Genomic DNA, 21927 nt, shown 5'->3' on the forward strand with positions numbered 1-21927 from the left:
CGAATCAAGTTCTTCGTTGAACGCTTTCACCCCCAGCACGCAGGTTCAAACCTCACCAAAGTACCCTTGACCTGGTGATGTCCATGCCGGACGATCTACCCCGGCACCAGTGATCGATCTCCAGGCGCCGTCGCGCCAAACACGGCGAGCGGTCTTTCGTTCGGCAGGGGTAAGAGTGGACTATTAGGGCAACCCCTGTATGAGCGAGGTGGGACTCCGGTCTACGGGTCCCTTCTGTCGTGCTGCCCGCCTGCCGGCGGTACCCGGTGTGCCGCCCCTGAGTACGAAGTGACGATGATCGGACGAATTCCCATCCAGGACATCCAGCCCGTCGTCGACTGCGGCCAGTGGCCCGCCAAGGCCGCCGCGGGAGAGACCTTCGAGATCAGCGCGACGGTGTTCCGCGAGGGGCACGACGCGGTCGCCGCCGGCGTCGTGCTGATCGACCCCGACGGCGCGCCGGGCCGGATGCTGCCCATGCGCGAGGCCGGGCCGGGCACCGACCGGTGGAGCGTGGAGGTGTCGCTGCCCGCCGAAGGGCTGTGGCAGTTCCGGGTGGAGGCCTGGAGCGACCCGATCGCCACGTGGACGCACGACGCGGGCATCAAGATCCCCCGCGACATGGACGCCGACCTCATGTGCGAGGAGGGCGCCCGGCTGTTCGAGCGGGCGGCCAAGGGCGTGCGGGCCGCGGACTGCCGGGCGGCGGCGGAGGCGGGCGGCACCTGCGGGCACCGGGCCGCGCTGCTGGCCCTGGCGGCCCGCCTGCGGGACGACGCCGTGGACCCCCGGGCGCGCTTCGCGGTCACGCAACTGCCCGAGACCGCTGAGCTGATCGCCGCGCATCCGCTGCGCGACCTGCTCACCCGTTCCGGGCGCCTCCGCGTGCGGGTGGAGCGGCGGCGGGCGCTGTTCGGCTCGTGGTACGAGTTCTTCCCCCGGTCGGAGGGGGCCGTGGTGGGGCAGGAGGGCGTCGCCCCCAAGTCGGGGACCTTCGGGACGGCGGCCAGGCGGCTCCCGGCGATCGCCCAGATGGGCTTCGACGTGGTCTATCTGCCGCCGATCCACCCCATCGGCACGCAGTTCCGCAAGGGCCGCAACAACACCCTGACGCCCGACCAGTACGACCCCGGCTCGCCGTGGGCCATCGGCTCGGAGCAGGGCGGCCACGACGCGATCCACCCCGATCTCGGCACGATCGAGGACTTCGACGCGTTCGTCGCGAAGGCCCGCGAGCTGGGCATGGAGGTCGCCCTCGACCTCGCGCTGCAGTGCTCCCCCGATCACCCGTGGGTCAAGGAGCACCCGGAGTGGTTCAACATCCGGGCCGACGGCACGATCGCGTACGCGGAGAACCCGCCGAAGAAGTACCAGGACATCTATCCGCTGAACTTCGACAAGGACCCCGAGGGGATCTACGCGGAGGTGAAGCGGGTCGTCCGGCACTGGATGGACCACGGCGTACGGATCTTCCGGGTGGACAACCCGCACACCAAGCCGGTGCGGTTCTGGGAATGGCTGATCTCCGACATCAACGCGACCGACCCGGACGTGCTGTTCCTGGCCGAGGCGTTCACCCGTCCCGCCATGATGCGGACCCTCGCCAAGATCGGCTTCCACCAGTCCTACACGTACTTCACCTGGCGCAACCACAAGCAGGAGGCCGAGGAGTACCTGTGGGAGCTGTCCCACGAGACCTCGCACTTCCTGCGGCCGAACCTGTTCGTCAACACGCCCGACATCCTGCACGAGTACCTCCAGCACGGCGGCGTGCCGGCGTTCAGGATCCGGGCGGTGCTGGCCGCGCTGACGGCCCCCACCTGGGGGGTCTACTCCGGATACGAGCTGGCCGAGAACGTCCCGGTCCGTCCGGGCAGTGAGGAGTATCTCGACAGCGAGAAGTACCAGTACCGGCCGCGTGACTGGGCGGCGGCGGAGCGTGAGGGCCGCAGCCTTGCCCCGTTCATTACCCAGCTCAATTTGTTGCGAAGAGCGCACCCGGCGCTCCAGGAATTGCGTAACCTACGGTTTCACAACGTCGACCAGCCGGACGTGATCTGCTTCTCGAAGCGGCTGCCCGGCGCCTATGACACGGCCTCACGACGGCACGGACTAGGCGATGTCGTACTGGCCGTCGTCAACCTGGATCCATACAACACCCACGAGGCGACGGTCCGGCTCGACATGCCCGCCCTCGGTCTCGACTGGCATGCCGACTTCGTCGTGGACGACCAACTGTCGGGCGAGTCGTACCGCTGGGGGCAGGCGAACTACGTGCGCCTCGACCCGCACGTACAACCCGCACACATCCTCACGCTCCGCCACGGGTCAGTGCTCCGCCCGTGACGCAGCCCTGCACACTCCGGGGAGTCAACAGGTGAGCTCGACCACGCCTCAGCCCAGCCACACACAGCCCAGCCACACACAGCCGATCCCGAACACCTTCACCGAGGAGGAGCCACGGGACCAGCGCTGGTACAAGCGGGCCGTCTTCTACGAGGTGCTGATCCGCGGCTTCGCCGACTCGAACGGCGACGGCACCGGAGACATCCGCGGCCTGATCGAGAAGCTGGACTACCTCCAGTGGCTCGGCATCGACTGCCTCTGGCTGCTCCCGCTGTACGAGTCCCCGCTCAAGGACGGCGGGTACGACATCTCCGACTACATGAAGATCCTCCCGGACTTCGGTGACCTCGGAGACTTCATCAGGCTGGTGGACGAGGCGCACAAGCGGGGCATCCGGGTGATCGCCGACCTGGTGATGAACCACACCAGCGACCAGCACCCGTGGTTCCAGGCGTCGCGCAACGATCCCGAGGGGCCGTTCGGCGACTTCTACGTGTGGAGCGACACCGACGAGCAGTACCCCGGCGCGCGGATCATCTTCGTCGACACCGAGGCGTCGAACTGGACGTTCGACGCGGTGCGGGGGCAGTACTACTGGCACCGGTTCTTCCACCACCAGCCGGACCTCAACTTCGAGAACCCGGCCGTGCAGGACGCGATGCTGGAGGTCATCCGATTCTGGCTGGACCTGGGCATCGACGGGTTCCGCCTGGACGCGATCCCGTACCTGTTCGAGCAGGAGGACACCAACTGCGAGAACCTGCCCCCGACCCACGCCTACCTCAAGCGGGTGCGGGCGGAGGTGGACCGCCTCTACCCCGACCGGGTGCTGCTGGCCGAGGCCAACCAGTGGCCGGCCGACGTGGTGGAGTACTTCGGCGACCCCGTCACCGGGGGTGACGAATGCCACATGGCCTTCCACTTCCCGCTGATGCCGCGCATCTTCATGGCCGTGCGGCGCGAGTCGCGCTACCCGATCTCGGAGATCCTGGCCCAGACCCCCAAGATCCCCGAGAACTGCCAGTGGGGGATCTTCCTGCGCAACCACGACGAGTTGACGCTGGAGATGGTCACCGACGAAGAGCGCGACTACATGTATTCGGAGTACGCCAAGGACCCGCGGATGCGGGCCAACGTCGGCATCCGGCGGCGCCTGGCGACGCTGCTGGACAACGACCGCAACCAGATCGAGTTGTTCACCGCGCTGCTGCTGAGCCTGCCCGGCTCGCCGGTGATGTACTACGGCGACGAGATCGGGATGGGCGACAACATCTGGCTCGGCGACCGCGACGGCGTCCGCACCCCGATGCAGTGGACCCCCGACCGCAACGCGGGCTTCTCCAGTTGCGACCCCGGCCGGCTCTACCTCCCCGTGATCATGGATCCGATCTACGGGTACCAGGCGATCAACGTCGAGGCCCAGCAGAAGAGCGCCAGCTCGCTGCTGCACTTCACGAAGCGGATGATCGAGATTCGCAAGCGGCACCCCGTGTTCGGCCTCGGCGAGTTCACCGAGCTGAACTCCTCCAACCCCAGCGTGCTCGCCTTCGTGCGGGAGCTCGGCGACGACCGGGTGCTGTGCGTCAACAACCTCTCCCGCTTCCCCCAGCCGGTCGAGCTCGACCTGCGCAGGTTCGAGGGATCGACACCGGTCGAGTGCATGGGCGGAGTTCCTTTTCCCCCGATCGGCGAACTTCCGTATCTTTTGACGCTCCCTGGGCATGGGTTCTACTGGTTCACGTTGCCCGTCACGCACCGGACGGCCGGCACGAAGGAGGAGTGACGACTTCACTTCAGGAGCTTCTGGCCGGCTGGATCACCGGGCAACGGTGGTTCGCCGGTAAGGGGCGCGCCATCGACGACCTGTCCATCGACTCCGAGATCGAGATCGCCGGCGGGGACCCGGCGCTGCTCCATCTGGTCGTGTGCGTGCGTCAGGGGGACCGCCGCACGCGCTACCAGATCCCGGTCGGGCTGCGCGAGTGGCTGCCCGACCGGCTGGAGCACGTGCGCATCGGCAGGTGCCGCCGCGACGGCCGCGAGGCCGACGTCTACGACGCGCTGCACGACTCCGCCCTGACCGCGCACCTGCTGGAGGGGATGGCCGCGGACCACGCGTTCGACGGCCTCGCCTTCCACCGCGCGGACGGCGTGGAGATCGACACCTCGCAGCGCAGCCTCGTGCTGACCGCGGAGCAGTCGAACACCTCGCTGGTGTACGGCGACACGTACATCTTCAAGCTGTTCCGCCAGCTCAGCCCGGGGACCAACCCGGAGCTGGAGATCATCACGGCGCTCGCCGGCGCGGGCTCGTCCCACGTGGCCCGGCCGTACGGCTGGATCGAGACCACACTGGAGGACGAGCCGACCACCCTGGCGATCATGCAGGAGTACCTGCGGAACGCCAACGAGGGCTGGTCGATGGCGCTGACCAGCGTGCGCGATCTCTACGCGTCCGCCGACGGCATGCCGGCGGAGGACGCCGGGGGCGACTTCGCGGGCGAGGCCCGGCGGCTGGGGGTGGCCACCGCGCAGGTCCACCGGGAGCTGGCCCGGGCCTTCCCCACGGGCACGATCGAGCCGCCGGAGCTCAAGCGGATGACCGAGCGGTTCCGCCGCAGGCTCGACAAGGCGGTCGCCGAGGTGCCGCTGCTCGGCGAGCACGCGGACGTCGCGGCCGAGGCGTTCGACCGGCTCGGCGACCTCGGGCACGCGGTGCCGGTGCAGCGGGTACACGGCGACTACCACCTCGGCCAGGTCATGCGCACCATGACCGACTGGGTCGTGCTCGACTTCGAGGGCGAGCCGGGGCAGCCGCTCGCCGAGCGCCGGGCGCTCGACTCGCCGCTGCGCGACGTGGCGGGCATGCTGCGCTCGTTCGAGTACGCCGCCCGGCACCTGCTGGCCGACCACCCGGACGCCGACGGGCTGGAGCACCGGGCCCGCGAGTGGTCGGAACGCAACCGCGCGGCGTTCCTCGCCGGCTACTCCGAGGGCGGCGGGCGGGTCCGCGGCGACGAGGCGGTCCTGCTGCGCGCGCTGGAGCTGAGCAAGGCCGTGTACGAGGTCGTCTACGAGGCGCGCAACCGGCCCTCCTGGTTGCCCATACCGCTCGCCGCCTTCCGCTGACAAGATCGCAGTGTTCGGTGGGATACATCTAGGGCAGGTTTGCGACATGGATTTGGACCGGCTGGCGGGGGGCGCTCACCACGACCCCCATTCGATTCTCGGGGCCCATCCCGGGCCCGACGGCGTCACGATCAGGGCTCTGCGGCCCTTCGCGGAGAAGGTCGAGGTGCTGGCCGACGGCTCGGCGCACGAGATGGCCCACACCGACTTCGGGGTGTTCGAGGTGACGCTGCCCGGCCTCGACAAGGTCCCGGACTACCGCCTGCGCGTCACCTATCCCGACGCCCCGCCGTACGAGACGGACGATCCGTACCGGCACTGGCCGACGCTGGGCGAGCTCGACCTGCACCTGATCGGCGAGGGCCGGCACGAACGGCTGTGGGAGGTGCTCGGGGCGCGGGTGGTCCGCCACGAGGACGTGGACGGCACGGCGTTCTCGGTCTGGGCGCCGAACGCGCAGGGCGTGCGGGTGATCGGCGACTTCAACCACTGGAACGGCGGCGCCCACCCCATGCGCTCGCTCGGCGGGACCGGCGTGTGGGAGCTGTTCATCCCGGAGATCGGCGAGGGCACGCGGTACAAGTTCCAGATCCTCGGGCTCGACGGGGTCTGGCGGGAGAAGGCCGACCCCATGGCCCGGCGCACCGAGATCCCGCCCGCGACCGCCAGCATCGTGGAGAAGCCGGCGTACGAGTGGCGTGACGAGGAGTGGATGGCCGCCCGGGCGTCGCGGGACGCCCTCGTCGAGCCGATGAGCACCTACGAGGTGCACCTCGGCTCCTGGCGGCCCGGCCTGTCCTACCGCGACCTCGCCCGCGAGCTGGTCGAGTACGTGACGGACATGGGGTTCACGCACGTGGAGTTCCTGCCGGTCGCCGAGCATCCGTTCGGCGGCTCGTGGGGCTACCAGGTGACGTCGTACTACGCCCCGACATCGCGGTTCGGCTCCCCCGACGACTTCCGCCACCTCGTGGACGAGCTGCACCGGGCGGGCGTCGGCGTGATCGTCGACTGGGTGCCCGCGCACTTCCCGATGGACGAGTGGGCCCTTGCCCGCTTCGACGGCACCCCGCTCTACGAGCACGGCGACCCGCGCCGCGGCACCCACCCCGACTGGGGCACGTACGTCTTCGACTTCGGCCGCAAGGAGGTGCGCAACTTCCTGGTGGCCAACGCGCTCTTCTGGCTGAAGGAGTTCCACGTCGACGGCCTGCGGGTGGACGCGGTGGCCTCGATGCTCTACCTCGACTACTCGCGCCGCGAGGGCGAGTGGACGCCCAACGAGTACGGCGGCAGGGAGAACCTCGACGCGATCGAGTTCCTCAAGGAGATGAACGCGGTCGTCTACCGCGAGGAGCCCGGGATCGTGACGATCGCGGAGGAGTCGACCGCCTGGCCCGGCGTCTCGCGCCCGGCGTACCTCGGCGGTCTCGGATTCGGCTTCAAGTGGAACATGGGCTGGATGCACGACACGCTCAGCTACATGTCCCGGGAGCCCGTCTACCGGCAGTATCACCACCACCAGATGACGTTCTCCCTGATGTACGCCTTCTCGGAGAACTTCGTGCTGCCGCTCTCGCACGACGAGGTCGTCCACCTCAAGGGATCGCTGCTGGGCAAGATGCCCGGCGACGAGTGGCAGCGCTTCGCCAACCTGCGCGCGTTGTACGGCTTCATGTGGGCCCACCCCGGCAAGCAGCTGCTGTTCATGGGCGGCGAGTTCGGCCAGGGCGCCGAATGGTCGGAGGCGGGCGGCCTCGACTGGTGGCTGCTCGACTTCGACTTCCACCAGGGCGTACGGCGGCTGATCAGGGACCTCAACCACGTCTACCGCGACTCGCCCGCGCTCTACTCCCGCGACAACACCCACGAGGGCTTCCGCTGGATCGACGCCGACGACGCCTCGGGCAACGTGCTGTCGTTCCTCCGGTACGGCGCGGACGGCTCGGCGCTGGCCTGCGTCGCCAACTTCTCCGGCGCGCCGCACGACGACTACCACCTGGGCCTGCCGACCCCGGGCCGGTGGGAGGAGGTCCTCAACACCGACGCGTACGAGTACGCCGGCAGCGGGGTCGGCAACATGGGCTCGGTCGAGGCGGTGGAGACGCCGCGGCACGGCCTGCCCTGCTCGGCGCGGCTGCGCGTGCCGCCGCTCGGCGTGGTGTGGCTGCGGCCGGTGGAGACGCCGACCCCGGTGAGCGCCGAGATGGACGAGCGGACCGTGACGGCCCTGCCGGAGGCGGAGCCGGAGCCGGCGGAGGCGGCGCTGGAGGAGCCGGAGGGCCTGGTCGCCGAGTCCTGATCTCCGGCAGGCCGTTCAGCGGGCCGTTCACACGCTGACGACGACCTTCCCGCGGGCGTGCCCCTCCTCCACGTAGCGGACGGCCGCGGGGAGGTCGTCGAACGGGTAGACGCGGTCGACGACCGGGGTGAGGTCGCCCTGCTCGACGAGCGCGGCCAGCCTGACCAGCTTCGCCCGCTTCTCGCGGCATCGGGTCACGTCGGCGAGGACCACCCGCCTCGACGTGAACGGCGACGTCGAGAGCGCCGCGATCGTGTGGCCGACGGGCTGCAGCCATCGTCCGGCCGGCCCGCCGACGAGGACGTGCGTCCCCCGGGGCCTGAGCACCCGCCGGCAGGCCGCCGCCGGCCGGGTGCCCGCGATGTCGAGCAGGAGGTCGTACCGCCGGGCGGTCCGGGTGAAGTCGGCTCTGCTGTAGTCGACGACCTCGCCCGCGCCGAGCGACCGGACCAGATCCACGTTGCGGGGGCCGCAGACGCCGGTGACCTCGGCGCCGAACGCCCGGGCGAGCTGCACGGCGAAGGTGCCCACCCCGCCCGACGCGCCGTTCACGAGCACCTCGTGCCCCGGCCGGACCTGCCCTTCGTCCAGGGCCAGCAGCGCGGTGGCGGCCGCCAGCGGCACCGCCGCCGCCTGCTCGAACGACAGGTTCTCCGGTTTGCGGACCAGCTCGCTCTCCCGCACGCTGACGTACTCGGCGAAGCCGCCCCCGGTGACCATCGCGAACACCTGGTCGCCGGGGCGGAACGCCGTGACGCCCGCGCCGGTCGCCTCGACCTCCCCCGCGACGTCGGCGCCCAGAATGCCGATCCGCGGCCCGCGCGGGCCGAGCGTGCCGCCCATCAGGCGCGCGACGTACGGCTCGCCTCTCATGTGGTGCCAGTCGTACGGCTGGACGGAGGTGGCGCGGACCCGGACCAGCACCTCCCCGGGGCCGGGCGCCGGCGTCGGGACGTCGCCGAGCTCCAGGACCTCGGGCGGGCCGTACGAGCGTAGGACGTAGGCCTTCATCGCATCTCTCCTCGTCGCCTCGGCGGCTGGGAGGCCAGCGTAGGAAGCGCCGTGCCCGGGACTCATCGGCCGAAAGTACGCCCGATCGGCAGCCGATGGACCGGTGCGGATCGAGCCGTTCCGCCGATGATCCGCCCCCGCCCCGCATACGACGATCGGGCCATGACAGAACTGACATCGGCACAACCGGCATCGGCAGAAGTGACATCGACGCGACGGTCCGTACCCCCGCGAGGTGGCCGGAGGAAAAGGAAGTGGCTGGTGCCGGCGGGGCTGATCGCGCTCAGCGCCGTGCCCGTGGTCGCCGGCGCGGCCCGGCTGTCCCAGCTCACCGTCGGCGGGCCGGTCACCGCGGACAGCGCCCGGTATTTCGCGACGCCCTTCCCCGTGGTCGCGCACATCGTCGCCGTCACCCTGTTCAGCCTTCTCGGCGCCCTGCAGTTCGCCCCCGCGCTCCGCCGCCGCGCGCCGCGCTGGCACCGGGTCTCGGGACGGGTGCTGGTGCCCGCCGGGCTCGTCACGGCCCTGTCGGGCCTGTGGATGACGCTGTTCTACCCGCACCTGCCGGACGACAGCGCCCTCCTGGTCGGCGTACGGCTGGCGGTGGGCGGCGGCATGATCGTGTCGATCGTCCTCGGCTTCACGGCGATCCGGCGGCGGGACGTCACCCGGCACCGCGCGTGGATGGCGCGCGGCTACGCGCTCGGCATGGGCGCGGGCACCCAGGTGCTGACCATCCTGCCCTGGGTCGTGGTGACCGGCGGGCAGCCCGGCCCGCTCCCCCGCGCGCTGCTCATGACCCTCGCGTGGGTGATCAACCTCGCCGTGGCCGAGTGGGCCGTCCGGCGCCGGCCCGGCGCCCGGAAGCCCGGTATCCGCCGGCCCGCGCCCGTCACCCCGTGACGCGGCCTGTCTGATAGGCCCACATGGCGATCTCGACGCGGTTGCGGGCGCCGAGCTTGGCCATCAGGCTGGCTACGTGCGTCTTGACCGTGCTCAGCGAGATGTGCATCTCGTCGGCGATCTCGCTGTTGGTCCGCCCGCGCGCCACCGCGGCCAGAATCTCCTCCTCCCGGTAGGTCAGCGGCTCGACGAGCCGCGCCGCCGGTGCGGCGGGGCCGGACCGGGCGAAGGCCCCGAGCAGCCGCGCGGTGACGCTCGGGGCGATGAGCGCGTCCCCTCCGGCGGCGGCGTGCACGGCCTGGGAGAGCATCTCCGCACCGGCGTTCTTGAGCAGGAACCCCCGGGCGCCGGCCCGCAGCGCGGCGTAGACGTACTCGTCGAGGTCGAACGTGGTGATGACCACGACGGCGAGGGGGTCGGCGACCCCCGGCCCGGCGAGGCAGCGGGTCGCCTCGATGCCGTCGACGCCGGGCATGCGGATGTCGAACAGGCACACGTCCGGGCGCAGGCGCCGCGCGAGCTCGATGGCCCGCCGCCCGTCGGCGGCCGTGCCGGCGACCTCGATGCCGGGCTGGGCGTCGAGGATCATCGCGAGCCCGGTGCGGACGATCTCCTGGTCGTCGGCGACCAGCACCCGGATGCTCACGTCGCCACCCCGTTCCTCGGCAGCACCGCGGTGACGGTCCAGCCCCGGCCGGGGTCCGGGCCCGCCACACAGGTGCCGCCGAGCAGGTCGGCGCGTTCGGCCATGCCGACGATGCCGTATCCCGCCGGGCCCGGCGGGCGGGCGGAGCCGCCGTCACCGTCGTCGCTCACGCGCAGGCACACCGAGGGGCCGTCCCCGGTGACGTGCACCGCCACCCGGGTGGCGTGGCGGGCGTGCCGCAGCGCGTTCGTGACCGCCTCCTGGGCGATGCGGTAGACCGCCGCCTCGACCGACGGGGAGATGCCGCCGAGGTCACCGGAGATCTCGATCCCGACGGACGGGTGGTCCGGCCCGCCGGGCGCCGCGAGCCCCTCCAGGTCGGCGATCTGCCGCCCGGGGGTCAGGTCCGCCGGCTCGTCCCGGCGCAGGACGCGGACCATGGCCCGCATCTCGTCGAGGGCGCGCGCCGCCTCGGCCTCGATCACCCGCAGCGCGTCGGTCGCGGCGTCCGGCCGCGACGCGGCCGTGGCGAGGCCCGCCTGCGCACGGATCGCCATCGCCGAGACGTGGTGGGCGACGGTGTCGTGCAGTTCGCGCGCCAGTTGCTCGCGTTCGAGCAGCTTGACCTGGTCGAGCTCACGGGCCCTCGCCCTGGCCCGGTAGCGGAACGCCCAGCCGAGCGTGGTCGTGGAGAGCACGACGGCGAACGGGCCGATCGCGTCGGCGAGCGCGGCGTGCTCGACGAGCACGGACAGGCCGGCCCCGGCGAGCATGACCGCGAGGCCGATCACGATCTCGCGGCCCGACCCCCACCGCAGCAGCGCGTACGGCAGGATCAGCAGGTAGGCCAGGGAGTACATGTCGAGCGTCGCGCCGTCCAGGGCGACCGGGACCAGGGTCGTGACGACGAAGCAGGCCGCCAGCGCCTCCAGGGGCCGGGTCCGGCGCCACAGCAGCGCGGGCGTCAGCCCCGCGGTGACGACCACCGAGAAGACCCGCCACGGCAGGTCCGGCCGCAGCACCCCCTCCAGCACCGCGAGCGGCACCAGCACCACGACGAGCGCCCAGTCGCGCCACACCCGCCTGGGCGGGTCGGGGGGACGGGGCTCGTGCCAGACCGAGCGAACGAGACCGCTCACCGCATCATCGTACGGGAGCCCGCGCCTTCGGGGGGCAGGTCGCGCGCGGGCGGGACCTTAGCGAGGAGTTAACCGGCGATTAACCGGCCTCAGGGGCGTTGACCCTCCGGCGATCGGTGCTTACGCTGCCAACTAATAGGAAACTTTCCTATCATTACCCCCCAAGCCCGGGAGTTTCCGTTGCGAAAGATCCTCCTCGGGTCCATGATCGCCGGGGCCGCGCTGCTCGCGCCGCTCGCGATCGGGACCGCCTCCGCCACCGTCGCCGCGAGCACCGCCGCCACCGCCCCCAAGGCCGGGGTCGTCACCCTGGCCTACGCGGCCTGGGCCCCCAACACCTGGTACGCCGTCGGCGCCCGGGTCACCTACGCGGGCAAGGACTACGAGTGCATCCAGGCGCACACCTCCCTGACCGGGTGGGAGCCGCCGATCGTGCCGGCCCTGTGGAAGCTCCTGCCGGGCGGCTCCACCTCGTCCCCCTCCCCGAGCGCAACCCCCACGAGGAGTCCCTCCCCGAGCCCGAGCCCCAGTAAGAGCCCGAGCCCGACGCCCACCGTGACGCCGACGGTCACCCCGACCGTCACACCGCCGCCGGGCGGCAAGAAGGTGCTCGGCTACTTCGCCGACTGGGGCGTCTACGGCCGCCAGTATTTCGTGAAGAACATCGTGACCAGCGGTTCGGCCGCCAAGCTCACCCACATCAACTACGCGTTCGGCAACGTGACCAACGGCCAGTGCGCGATCGGCGACTCCTACGCCGACTACGACATGGCCTACACGACGGCCAACAGCGTGGACGGCAAGGCCGACACCTGGGACGCCGGCGCGCTGCGCGGCGCCTTCAACCAGCTGCGCAAGCTCAAGGCGCAGTACCCGAACATCAAGGTCATCTACTCCTTCGGCGGCTGGACCTGGTCCGGCGGGTTCGCCCAGGCCGCGGCCAACCCCACCGCGTTCGCCAACTCCTGCTACACGCTGCTGAAGGACCCCCGCTGGGCCGACGTGTTCGACGGCATCGACATCGACTGGGAGTACCCGAACGCCTGCGGCCTGAGCTGTGACTCCAGCGGCGCGGCGGCGTTCAGGAACCTGATGGCCGCGCTGCGCGCCAAGTTCGGCTCCAGCTACCTCGTCACCGCGGCCATCACCGCGGACGGCACGAGCGGCGGCAAGATCGACGCTGCCGACTACGCGGGAGCGGCGCAGTACATCGACTGGTACAACGTGATGACCTACGACTACTTCGGCGCCTGGGCGGCCCAGGGCCCGACGGCTCCGCACTCCCCCCTGACCTCCTACTCGGGCATCCCCACCGCCGGGTTCTACTCCGACGCGGCGATCCAGAAGCTGAAGAGCAAGGGCGTGCCCGCGAGCAAGCTGCTGCTCGGCATCGGCTTCTACGGCCGCGGCTGGACCGGCGTGACCCAGTCGGCCCCCGGCGGCACCGCCACCGGCGCCGCGCCCGGCACGTACGAGGCGGGCATCGAGGACTACAAGGTCCTCAAGAACAGCTGCCCGGCCACCGGCACGGTCGCCGGCACCGCGTACGCCAAGTGCGGCTCCAACTGGTGGAGCTACGACACCCCCGCCACCATCGGCGGCAAGATGACCTACGCCAAGAACCAAGGTCTGGGCGGGGCCTTCTTCTGGGAGTTCAGCGGTGACACCGCCAACGGCGAACTGATCACCGCGATGTCGAGCGGCCTGAGGTAACCGCTTCGCACCGATCGGGGCCTCCGCGTGCCACACTCACGTGGGGGCCCTGACCGTCGGGGCAGACCGGCCAAAACCGTCGCTTATGGTGGCATTTATGGACGCGTCGAGGACGATCGTGGAGACCGTGGCCAAGCTGCGGCAGCGCCGCACCGGGCCGCTGGTGCTGGAGCTGGACCTGACCGAAGGGCTGTCCGAGGGACCGCCCGCCGACCCTGTCACCGCCCTGCTGTCGATGCGCAAGCCGCGCCTGGCGGAGGTGCTGTCGGGCCTGCGCCGCGCCCGCAAGGACCCCCGGGTCACCGCGCTCATCGTCAAGATCGGCGGGAACCCCCTGGGCCTGGGGATGGTGCAGGAACTGCGCGAAGCCGTCGTGAAGCTGCGCGCTGCGGGCAAGCCGACCGTCGCGTTCGCCGAGACCTTCGGGGAGTTCGGCACCGGGACGGTTCCGTACTATCTGGCCAGTGCCTTCGAGCGGGTCTACCTCCAGCCCTCCGGTGACGTCGGCCTGACCGGGGTGGCGCTGGAGCAGCGCTTCCTGCGCGACGCGCTCGCGAGGGCCGGGGTGGAGTATCAGCTCGGCCAGCGGCACGAGTACAAGACCGCGGCCAACATGTTCACCCAGAACCACATGACGGACGCGCACCGCGAGTCGGCGGCCCGCATCGCCGAGTCGGTGACCGAGCAGATCACCGCCGGCATCGCCGAGGCGCGCCGGCTCACCCCCGAGCGGGTGCGCGAGCTGATCGACCAGGGCCCGTTCATCGGCGCCGAGGCCGTCGAGGCCGGGCTCGTGGACGGGCTCAAGTATCGCGACGAGGTCTACGCGGAGACCGTCGAGGACGGCGCCCACCTGCTGTACGTGTCCCGGTACGCCAAGAGCGCGCTGTCCGGGAAGCTGCCGCACCCCGGCGCCGACACCGTGGCTCTGGTGCACGGCACCGGCATGATCCGCCTCGGGCGCAGCGGCAGGTCTCCCCTGGGCGGCGGAGGGGCCATGGGCTCCGACACCGTCTGCGCCGCCCTCCGCGCGGCCCGGCGGGACGACAAGGTCAAGGCCATCGTGTTCCGCGTGGACAGCCCCGGCGGCTCGTACGTCGCCTCCGACGCCATCTGGCGGGAGGTCGTGCTGGCCCGGGAGGCGGGCAAGCCGGTCATCGTGTCGATGGGCGACCTGGCCGCCTCCGGCGGCTACTTCGTGTCGATGGCCGCCGACGTGATCGTGGCCCAGCCGGGCACGCTGACCGGCTCGATCGGCGTGTTCGGCGGTAAGCCCGTCGTCGGTGAGCTGCTCGGCAAGCTCGGCGTGGCGACGGAGTCGGTCGCCGAGGGCGCCAACGCGGGGATGTTCTCGCCGACGACCGCGTTCTCCGATACGCAGTGGGAGCGGGTCAACGCCTGGCTCGACCGCATCTACGACGACTTCGTCGGCAAGGTGGCCGACGGCCGCGGCCTGAGCAGGGAGCGGGCGCACGAGCTGGCCAAGGGCCGGGTGTGGACCGGCGCCGACGCCCGGGCGGCCGGCCTCGCCGACGAGCTCGGCGGCCTGGAGGACGCCCTCGCCATGGCCCGCCGCCGGGCCGGGCTCCCCACCGCCGCCCCGGTGCGGACCTATCCCCGCATGCACCCGCTGGAGCGGCTACGGCCGGCGGAGTCCAGCGAGGACAGGTCGGCCGCCCTCTCCCGGATCCGCCTGGAGGCGTGGGGACCGCTGGCCCGGCTCGCCGGGGAGCTCGGCCTCCCGGCGTACGGCCCGCTCGCGCTGCCGGGCTACTGGACCGTCCGGTAGCGGGAGCGCAGCCGTACGAGCGGGGGCTTGGCGGCGTCGACGTAGTCGACGCCCAGCACCGCGCCGACGAACAGGGTGTGATCACCGGCCGGGACGACCTGCGTCGTCTCGGCCTCGATCGCCGCCACGCCGCCCTCCACCACCAGCGCCTCGCTGTGCTCGCCGCGGTGGTGGGCGGCCCCGGCCAGCAGGAGCCGCGCCCCCGGCCGCCCGGCGGCGGCGAAGCGGGAGGCGACCGCCTGCTGGCCGTCCGCGAGAAGGCTGGCGGCCCAACGGTCCCGGCGCAGGAGCACCTCGGCGAGATATCCGGCCGAGTCGAGGCTGACCAGCACGAGCGGCGGGTCGAGCGACACCGACATCAGGGTCGCGACCGTCGTGCCGAGGTCGTCACGGTCGTCCTTCACCGTCACCACGGCGACGCCCGCGGCGAGTTGCCGCATGGCCTCGGTGAACAGCCCCTGCACCGGACTCACTCAGGACTCACCTAGACGAGACCGTTCTGGGCCAGCCAGTCCTTGGCGACCGCCGGCGGGTCGTCCTTGTCGACGGCGATCCGCTTCATCAGCGAGACCAGCGTCTCGGTGTCCAGCTTGGCGGAGATCGCGTTGAGCGTGGAGACCACGGTCTCGTTCGCCTCGGCCTTGTGGACCAGGGGCGTCACGTTCTCCGAACCGAAGGCGTTCTTGTTGTCCTGCAGTGGCACGAGGTCGTTCAGCACGATCTTGGGGTCGGTGGTGAACACGTTGCCCACCTGGACCGTGCCGCTCTTGATCGCGTCGGCGGTGGTGGCCCCGGTGGGCTTCCACTGCTTGAACTCCAGGCCGTAGACGCTCTTGAAGTTCTCCTCCTGGCGGTCCTTGAACTCCGGCGGGCCGCCGACCGTGAAGTCCTTGGAGACCTTCGCGAGGTCCTCGATCGTGGCGAGCTTGTACTTGTCGGCCGTCGCCTTGGTGACGGTGAGCGAGTTGTTGTCCTCGGCCGCGGCGGGCTCCAGGATCTCCAGCTCGGGCGGCAGCTTGGCCTTCAGCCCGGAGAGGATGTCGTCCTTGGTCCGCGCCGTGCTCGACTTGTCGATGAACGCCAGCAGCGACCCGGCGTACTCCGGCAGGACGGTCAGGCCGCCGCTCTTGACCTGGTCGTAGACCACCTCTCGGCTGCCGATGTTGGGCTTCTCCTCGACCGTGACGCCCTTCGCCTTGAGTGCCTGGGCGTAGATCGAGGCGAGCAGGACGCTCTCGGGGAAGTCGAAGGAGCCGACGACCACCTTTGCGGCGGCCGCGCCGCCGGAACCGGAGGCCGCCGGGGCGGCCGACGCGGTGGTGGACAGCGGGTCGGACCCCCCGCAGGCCGACAATGTGAGCGCCGTGGTCAGGGCGACCGCCGCGACGCCGAACATACGCCTCATAAGGAAAAACCCTTCATTTCTGGGAGATAATACGGAGATTAGCGCGTCTGCCGGACTCCCGGCGAGACGACCACCCGGCCGAGGAGGAGGAAGCCGAACTGGACGGCCAGCGCGAGGGCCGCGACCAGGACCGCGCCGCCGATCACGCTTGAGTACGCCTTGGTGGCCAGGCCGTCGATGATGAACCGGCCGAGCCCGCCGAGGCCGACGAACGCCGCCACGGTGGCCGTGGAGACGACCTGGATGGCTGACAGGCGCAGCCCCAGCAGGATCAGCGGCAGCGCGACCGGCGTCAGCGTCCGGAACAGCACCTGCCGCCCGCGCAGGCCCATGCCGTACGCGGCGTCGCGCAGGTCGGCGTCCACGCCGCGCAGGCCCTCGTACGTGTTCACCAGGATGGGCGGGACCGCCAGCACGATCAGCGGGACCAGCACCGGCAGCACGGTCCCCACCCCGGCCAGCAGCACGACGAGCACGAGCAGGCCGAGCGTGGGCAGGGCCCGGGCGGCGTTCGCCGCGACGACGACGAGCAGCGCGCCGCGGCCGGTGTGGCCGATCAGCATGCCGAGCGGCACGGCGATCAAGGCCGCGACGAGGAAGGCCGCCGCCGAGTATCCGAGGTGCTCCAGCAGCCGCGCCGGGATGCCGTCGGGGCCGGACCAGTGCGCCGCGTCGCCGAAGAAGTCGGCCAGCCAGTTCACGCCGTACCCCCGTTCACGCTGCGCCCGTTCACGCCGTGCTCCTTGCCCGGGACCAGGGGGTCAGCAGTCGCTGGGCCAGCACGAGCAGCCCGTCTGCGAGCACCGCGAGCAGCACGATGAGCGCGATCCCGACCACGATCGGCGTGTAGAACTGCCGCTGCCAGCCGTCGATGAACAGGTTGCCGAGCCCGCCCTGGCCGATCAGCGCGCCCACGCTCACCAGGCTGATGCTGGACACGGTCGCGACCCGCAGCCCGGCGAGGACCACCGGCACCGCGACCGGCAACTCGACCCGGAGCAGGCGGCGCGCGGGCCGGAAGCCCATCGCCACGGCCGACTGCCGTACGGGATCGGGGACCGAGGCCAGCCCGTCCACGACGGCGGGGATCAGGACCGCCAGGGCGAAGAACGTCAGCGGGATGACGACGGTCGCGCGGGTGAGCCCGGTGACGGACAGGAAGATCGAGAACAGGACGAGGGAGGGCAGGGAGTAGGTCACGTTCATCAGCGCCGCCGTCGGCTGGTACAGCCATCGCCACCGGGCGCAGGCCAGGCCGAGCGGCAGCGCCACCACCAGCCCGAGCAGCACCGGCAGGAAGGCCGTCACGACGTGGTTCTCCAGCAGTGTGCTGATCGCCGAGGGGCTTCCGCTGTCCCAGTTGCGCGCGATCCAGTCCCAGCGGACCAGGGGCTCCTCGATCACGCGCGCGCCTCCTCGGCCTCGGCGGAGCCGGCGCCCCTGACGGGCGGCGCGTACTCGGCGAGCAGGTCGTCGATCGCGTCCCGCCCGGCCACCCCGCGCACGCGGCCCTCCTCGTCCACGGCGACCGCGACGCCGTTCGGCGACAGCAGCGCCGCGTCGAGCGCCGCCCGCAGCGAGTCGGTCTCGGGGTCGAAGGTGCCGTACGCCGCGAGTCCGTCGCCGGTCCGCCAGCCGAGCGGCCTGCCGTCCCCGTCGGTCACGAGGTCGGGCGGCGCCGGGCCGAGCCGCACCTCCTTGGCGGAGATGAACGACAGCCGCCGGATGCCCCGGTCACGCCCGAGGAAGCCGCGGACGAAGTCGTCGGCCGGCTCGGTGAGCAGCGTGGCGGGGCCCGCCATCTGGGCCAGCCGCCCGCCGACGCGCAGGACGGCCACCGTGTCGCCGAGCTTGACCGCCTCGTCGATGTCGTGGGTGACGAACACGATCGTCTTGCGCAGTTCCGACTGCAGGCGGAGCAACTCGTCCTGGAGGCTGGCCCGCACGACCGGGTCGACGGCGCTGAACGGCTCGTCCATCAGCAGCACCGGCGGGTCCGCCGCGAGCGCCCGGGCCACGCCGACCCGCTGCTGCTGGCCCCCGGAGAGCTGGAAGGGATAACGGTTCGCGAGGCCCGCGTCGAGCCCGACCAGTTCGAGCAGCTCCATCGCCCGCGCACGGGCCTTCTTCTTGTTCCAGCCGAGCAGGTACGGCACCGTCGCGACGTTGTCGACGATCTTGCGGTGCGGGAACAGGCCCGCCTGCTGGATGACGTACCCGATGCCGCGCCGGAGCGTGGGCGGGTCGATCTCCCGCACGTCCTGGCCGTCGAGGGCGATGCGGCCGGAGGTGGCGTCGATCATGCGGTTGATCATCCGCAGCGAGGTGGTCTTGCCGCAGCCGGAGGGGCCCACGAACACGGTGATCGCACCGGTGGGCACCTCGAGGCTCAGGTCGTCCACGGCCACCGTCCCGTCCCGGTAGCGCTTGGTGACACCTTCGAATGTGATCACGCCGTATCTGCCCTTCGAAAGAGTGTGCGATCAAGGCAACACCGGAGGCGCCTTCGCTCTTCCCCGTCAGCTCCCCGGAAATCATGGCGGCCCCCACCGCGTTCGTCAGCCCGGCAGTCAGCCTATGGAGATACTCGCGAGATCCGGGCCTGAATATCTATCAATAGGGCATCTCCTGATGCGTGGTGCGCCGATGTGTTGGCATGATTACTCTCACGCCTCTCCTGTCCCTCCGCTCCGTTCCTCCCGTAGGGACCAGCCACGAACCCTTGAGGAGCCGGTCGTGACTTCACCGCTCACCGGTCAGCGCTCCAGGAGCGAGCTGATCGCCGAGCTCTTCGAGCGTCACGCCGCGGGGTTGTTCGCCTACTGCCACGACCAGCTCGGCGAGACCGCCTCGGCGGCCGACGCCGTGGTCGCCGTCTTCACCACCGCTCCGGCCGCCCCCGAGCCCCCCTCGCGCGCCGTGCTGTACGCGCTGGCCCGCCGCGAGATCTACCGCCGGGACGTCAGCTACGCGCTGCCCGCCGTGGACTCCGTCGCCGACCCGGCGACCGCGCTGATCGAGCGGGTGTTCCGCGACATCCGGCCGCACCAGCGAGAGGTCCTGCTGCTGTCGGAGGTCTGCGGCCTCACGCCGCCCGAGCTGTCGCTGGTGCTCGACGTGGCGGGCGACACCGCGGAGGAGCTCGCCGCCGGAGCGAGGCGCCGCTTCACCCAGACACTGGCGACGGCGGTCGCCGCCGCGAGGTCCGCGCCGTTCGTGCCTCCCCCTGTCGCGGAGGTGTACGACGCCATCGGGGTCGCCCCCATCGCCGACGTACTGGCCCGGCTGCCCTGGCGTCACCCGTCCGCCTCCGTACGCAACCGGGTGCTGGCGGCGCTGCCGTACGAGGAGCCCGGCGACTCACCCGAGGCCGGTCCGGAGCAGGCGGCGGAGCAGTCGGGGGCTCGGTCCGGGGGGCTCGTCACCAAGAGGCTGTGGCCGACCACACCGACCTGGCCGCTGCCGCTGAGCGACCCTGATCAGGTCACCAACACCTGCGTGGTCAATACCGAGGCCATCACGCCCCAGGAGTCCCGGCGCAAGGCCAAGCACGAGGCGACGACCGAGCCCATGCCCCGGCTGCGCGGAGCGCTGCTCAACTCGCTCACCGAGGGCCGCCTGCGCAGAAAGCGCGCCACCCGGCCCGAGCCTCGATCGCAGGAGACACAGGCACAGGAGACACAGGCAAAGACCCGGGCGCAGGAGACACAGGCACAGGAGACACAGGCAAAGACCCGGGCGCAGGAGACACAGGCACAGGAGACACAGGCAAAGACCCGGGCGCAGGAGACACAGGCACAGGAGACACAGGCAGAGACCCGGGCGCAGGAGATACGGGCCCAGGAACGCCCGGCGCAGGAGTCCTTGGCGGCGCCCGTGGAGCCGCTGGCTTCCCCGCAGTTCCCATCCCAGGCCCTGCCCGAGGCTGTGTCCCAGGCCCTGTCACAGCCGCCGTCGCAGGACCTGTCACAGCCATCCGGCTTCGGCGTTCCGGAGCCGGCGGGCTCGGTGGGACACGCGGGTCATGCGACGACTGTGGGTGCCGAGGGCCTCGCCGCAGACAGGTCCAACGTCGACTGGTTCAGTGCCGAGGGCTTCGACGCCGAGCGGTCGGAGGCCGAGCCGTTCGGCGCCTTCCGCCCAGCCGAACCGGCCGACCCGTTCGACGCCTTCGCTCCCGCGACTCCTCCCGGCGTGACCCGACCCGCCGACCCAGCGCCCGCCGCGTATCCATCCGCCGATCCACTGCCCGGCCACACCGTCTTCGCGGATGATCCGCAGAGGCAGGCGCCGGGACAGGTGCCGGGCGAACGGCGCGGTTTCGACGCCTTCACGCCCGCCGGTCCGCTCCCGCCCGGTGAGTCCTTCGACGCCTTCACGCCCGTCAGTCCGCTCCCAGCCGGTGAGCAGCACGACGTGGGCAGGGGAGAGCCCGGCGCCTTCGACGCGTTCACCCCCGCGGACCCGGCGACCGCCTCCAGGCCCGGCGAGCCGTTCGACGCGGCGCACACGCTCCTGTTCGAGACGCTCCGCTCCGCCGAACCCTTCGACGCTTTCGCCGCCCCGGCCGAGGCGCCCCCCAAGCCGGCCGGCGAGCCGGCTCCCCAGCCCACGGCCGGCGCCGCTGAGCCGGACCCACGGCCCGCTACGGAGCCCGCCTCGCCGCCCGAGGCATCCGGGCAGTCGGGGCAGTTCTGGCAGTCCGAGCACCCCGAACCTTCCACCCCATCCGACGCGTTCCCCCCGGCCGAGAGCACCGCGATCCCGCAGGCGGTGTTCCCGGAGACCGAGTTCCCGCAGGCTGAGTTCCCACAGGTCGCGTTCCCGCAGGTGGAGTTCCCGCAGGTGGAGTTCCCGCAGGTTGAGGAGCGGATCGAGGATCCGTCCGGCGGGTATCCGGCGGCATTCGCCGAGGACGTCCCCCCGGCGGTCTCCGCGAGCACCTCGCACGACGTCTCCCAGGACACGGCACTCACCGGTGAGTATCCGGCGGCATTCCCCGACGACGTTCCCCCGGCGGCATCCGCAAGCGCCTCGCACGACGTCTCCCAGGACACGGCACTCACCGGTGAGTATCCGGCGGCGTTCCGCGAGGGCGGAGCCCCCGAGGCGCCTCAGGCGGAGGCCGAGGCCCTGGACCCCACCCCGGCGCCTGACACCGCATCGGCCACTACATCGACATCGGCTACCGCACCGGCCGCCGCTGCCGCCTCCCGAGCCGCCGTCCCTGCTGCCGTCCCTGCCTCCTCGCCGGTCGCGCCCGTGCGGAAGGACGGCAAGCGCACGGCCAAGAAGCACACGAACACCGGCAGCACCAAGAAGGCCGGCAGCGCCAAGGGGAAGGCCGGCAGCACCGGGAACGCCGGGGAGGCCGGTGCCAGGCCTGCGGGGAAGGGGTCGCGCAAGAAGAGCGACCGGCACTACGACTGGCTGTGGGAGGCCGTCGGCTTCCTGATCTGCCTGATAATCGCACTGGTCGTCTTCTTCACCGTGCCGACGATCGTCACGCACTGACCTCCCCGCTCGGGACAGCGAAGTAGAACC

General features: G+C 71.3%; 16 protein-coding genes. 8 read left to right on the plus strand and 8 right to left on the minus strand.

Annotated elements, in window-relative coordinates; all coding sequences use genetic code 11:
* Positions 1-294: 294 nt before the first annotated feature.
* From F5972_RS22390 to glgB, 4 genes are all read left to right on the plus strand, one after another.
* The gene (locus F5972_RS22390; protein WP_150935509.1) at positions 295-2346 is read left to right on the plus strand and encodes an alpha-1,4-glucan--maltose-1-phosphate maltosyltransferase; all 2052 of its coding nucleotides are present in this window, start codon (positions 295-297) and stop codon (positions 2344-2346) included.
* 85 nt (positions 2347-2431) lie between these two features.
* Positions 2432-4129 (plus strand): maltose alpha-D-glucosyltransferase, encoded by a 1698-nt coding sequence (gene treS, locus F5972_RS22395; RefSeq protein WP_191910268.1) that lies wholly within the window; start codon positions 2432-2434, stop codon positions 4127-4129.
* Entirely contained in the window at positions 4126-5475 is a 1350-nt protein-coding gene (locus F5972_RS22400) for a maltokinase N-terminal cap-like domain-containing protein (RefSeq protein WP_150935511.1), read from the plus strand. Before treS ends, F5972_RS22400 begins: the two co-directional genes overlap by 4 nt.
* Positions 5476-5521: 46 nt before the next feature.
* Positions 5522-7777 (plus strand): 1,4-alpha-glucan branching protein GlgB, encoded by a 2256-nt coding sequence (glgB, locus tag F5972_RS22405; protein ID WP_150935512.1) that lies wholly within the window; start codon positions 5522-5524, stop codon positions 7775-7777.
* Between the two features lie 27 nt (positions 7778-7804).
* On the opposite strand, the gene F5972_RS22410 is transcribed toward glgB, so the two are convergent.
* The gene (locus tag F5972_RS22410; protein ID WP_150935513.1) at positions 7805-8788 is read right to left on the minus strand and encodes an NAD(P)-dependent alcohol dehydrogenase; all 984 of its coding nucleotides are present in this window, start codon (positions 8786-8788) and stop codon (positions 7805-7807) included.
* A gap of 261 nt (positions 8789-9049) precedes the next feature.
* Here F5972_RS22410 and F5972_RS22415 point away from each other — a divergent pair, with 261 nt between their 5' ends.
* The gene (locus F5972_RS22415) at positions 9050-9691 is read left to right on the plus strand and encodes a DUF2306 domain-containing protein (protein ID WP_191910261.1); all 642 of its coding nucleotides are present in this window, start codon (positions 9050-9052) and stop codon (positions 9689-9691) included.
* Here the strand turns inward: F5972_RS22415 and F5972_RS22420 are convergent.
* Together F5972_RS22420 and F5972_RS22425 are read right to left on the minus strand one after the other, a co-directional pair.
* Positions 9681-10337: a response regulator gene (locus F5972_RS22420; RefSeq protein ID WP_150935515.1), complete on the minus strand. Its 657-nt coding sequence runs from the start codon at positions 10335-10337 to the stop codon at positions 9681-9683. The genes F5972_RS22415 and F5972_RS22420 overlap by 11 nt on opposite strands.
* A complete protein-coding gene (locus tag F5972_RS22425) occupies positions 10334-11476 on the minus strand; it encodes a sensor histidine kinase (RefSeq protein WP_150935516.1) in 1143 nt (380 codons plus the stop codon). Before F5972_RS22425 ends, F5972_RS22420 begins: the two co-directional genes overlap by 4 nt.
* A 180-nt stretch (positions 11477-11656) precedes the next feature.
* Between F5972_RS22425 and F5972_RS22430 the strand changes: the two genes are divergently transcribed.
* Both F5972_RS22430 and sppA read left to right on the plus strand, forming a co-directional pair.
* Positions 11657-13189, plus strand: coding sequence for a glycosyl hydrolase family 18 protein (locus F5972_RS22430; RefSeq protein ID WP_225311733.1), 1533 nt, complete (start codon positions 11657-11659; stop codon positions 13187-13189).
* A 97-nt stretch (positions 13190-13286) separates the two neighbouring features.
* The gene (sppA, locus tag F5972_RS22435) at positions 13287-14978 is read left to right on the plus strand and encodes a signal peptide peptidase SppA (RefSeq protein ID WP_150935517.1); all 1692 of its coding nucleotides are present in this window, start codon (positions 13287-13289) and stop codon (positions 14976-14978) included.
* Here sppA and F5972_RS22440 read toward each other — a convergent pair.
* The 5 genes from F5972_RS22440 to F5972_RS22460 are packed head-to-tail and all read right to left on the minus strand — an operon-like array spanning position 14960 to position 18836.
* Positions 14960-15418: a flavin reductase family protein gene (locus tag F5972_RS22440; RefSeq protein ID WP_150935594.1), complete on the minus strand. Its 459-nt coding sequence runs from the start codon at positions 15416-15418 to the stop codon at positions 14960-14962. The two genes, sppA and F5972_RS22440, sit on opposite strands and share 19 nt — an antisense overlap.
* 44 nt (positions 15419-15462) lie before the next feature.
* Entirely contained in the window at positions 15463-16383 is a 921-nt protein-coding gene (locus tag F5972_RS22445) for an ABC transporter substrate-binding protein (RefSeq protein WP_191910262.1), read from the minus strand.
* A 38-nt stretch (positions 16384-16421) separates the two neighbouring features.
* Complete coding sequence (locus tag F5972_RS22450; protein WP_150935518.1) at positions 16422-17084, minus strand: ABC transporter permease; 663 nt, start codon at positions 17082-17084, stop codon at positions 16422-16424.
* A 28-nt stretch (positions 17085-17112) separates the two neighbouring features.
* Complete coding sequence (locus tag F5972_RS22455) at positions 17113-17787, minus strand: ABC transporter permease (protein WP_150935519.1); 675 nt, start codon at positions 17785-17787, stop codon at positions 17113-17115.
* Complete coding sequence (locus tag F5972_RS22460) at positions 17784-18836, minus strand: ABC transporter ATP-binding protein (protein ID WP_150935520.1); 1053 nt, start codon at positions 18834-18836, stop codon at positions 17784-17786. The genes F5972_RS22455 and F5972_RS22460 overlap by 4 nt, the downstream gene beginning before the upstream one ends.
* 283 nt (positions 18837-19119) lie before the next feature.
* Between F5972_RS22460 and F5972_RS22465 the strand changes: the two genes are divergently transcribed.
* Positions 19120-21897, plus strand: a complete 2778-nt coding sequence (locus tag F5972_RS22465; protein ID WP_150935521.1) for a hypothetical protein — start codon at positions 19120-19122, stop codon at positions 21895-21897.
* Positions 21898-21927 lie beyond the last annotated feature (30 nt).

The sequence above is a fragment of the Microbispora cellulosiformans genome, from assembly GCF_008728085.1.
Taxonomy (GTDB): Bacteria; Actinomycetota; Actinomycetes; order Streptosporangiales; family Streptosporangiaceae; genus Microbispora; species Microbispora amethystogenes.

Coding starts and splice junctions, on each gene's coding strand:
- F5972_RS22390 (WP_150935509.1), top strand. CDS start 295: ATGATCGGACGAATTCCCATCCAGGACATCCAGCCCGTCGTCGACTGC.
- glgB (WP_150935512.1), top strand. CDS start 5,522: ATGGATTTGGACCGGCTGGCGGGGGGCGCTCACCACGACCCCCATTCG.
- F5972_RS22410 (WP_150935513.1), bottom strand. CDS start 8,788: ATGAAGGCCTACGTCCTACGCTCGTACGGCCCGCCCGAGGTCCTGGAG.
- sppA (WP_150935517.1), top strand. CDS start 13,287: ATGGACGCGTCGAGGACGATCGTGGAGACCGTGGCCAAGCTGCGGCAG.
- F5972_RS22440 (WP_150935594.1), bottom strand. CDS start 15,418: ATGCGGCAACTCGCCGCGGGCGTCGCCGTGGTGACGGTGAAGGACGAC.
- F5972_RS22445 (WP_191910262.1), bottom strand. CDS start 16,383: ATGAGGCGTATGTTCGGCGTCGCGGCGGTCGCCCTGACCACGGCGCTC.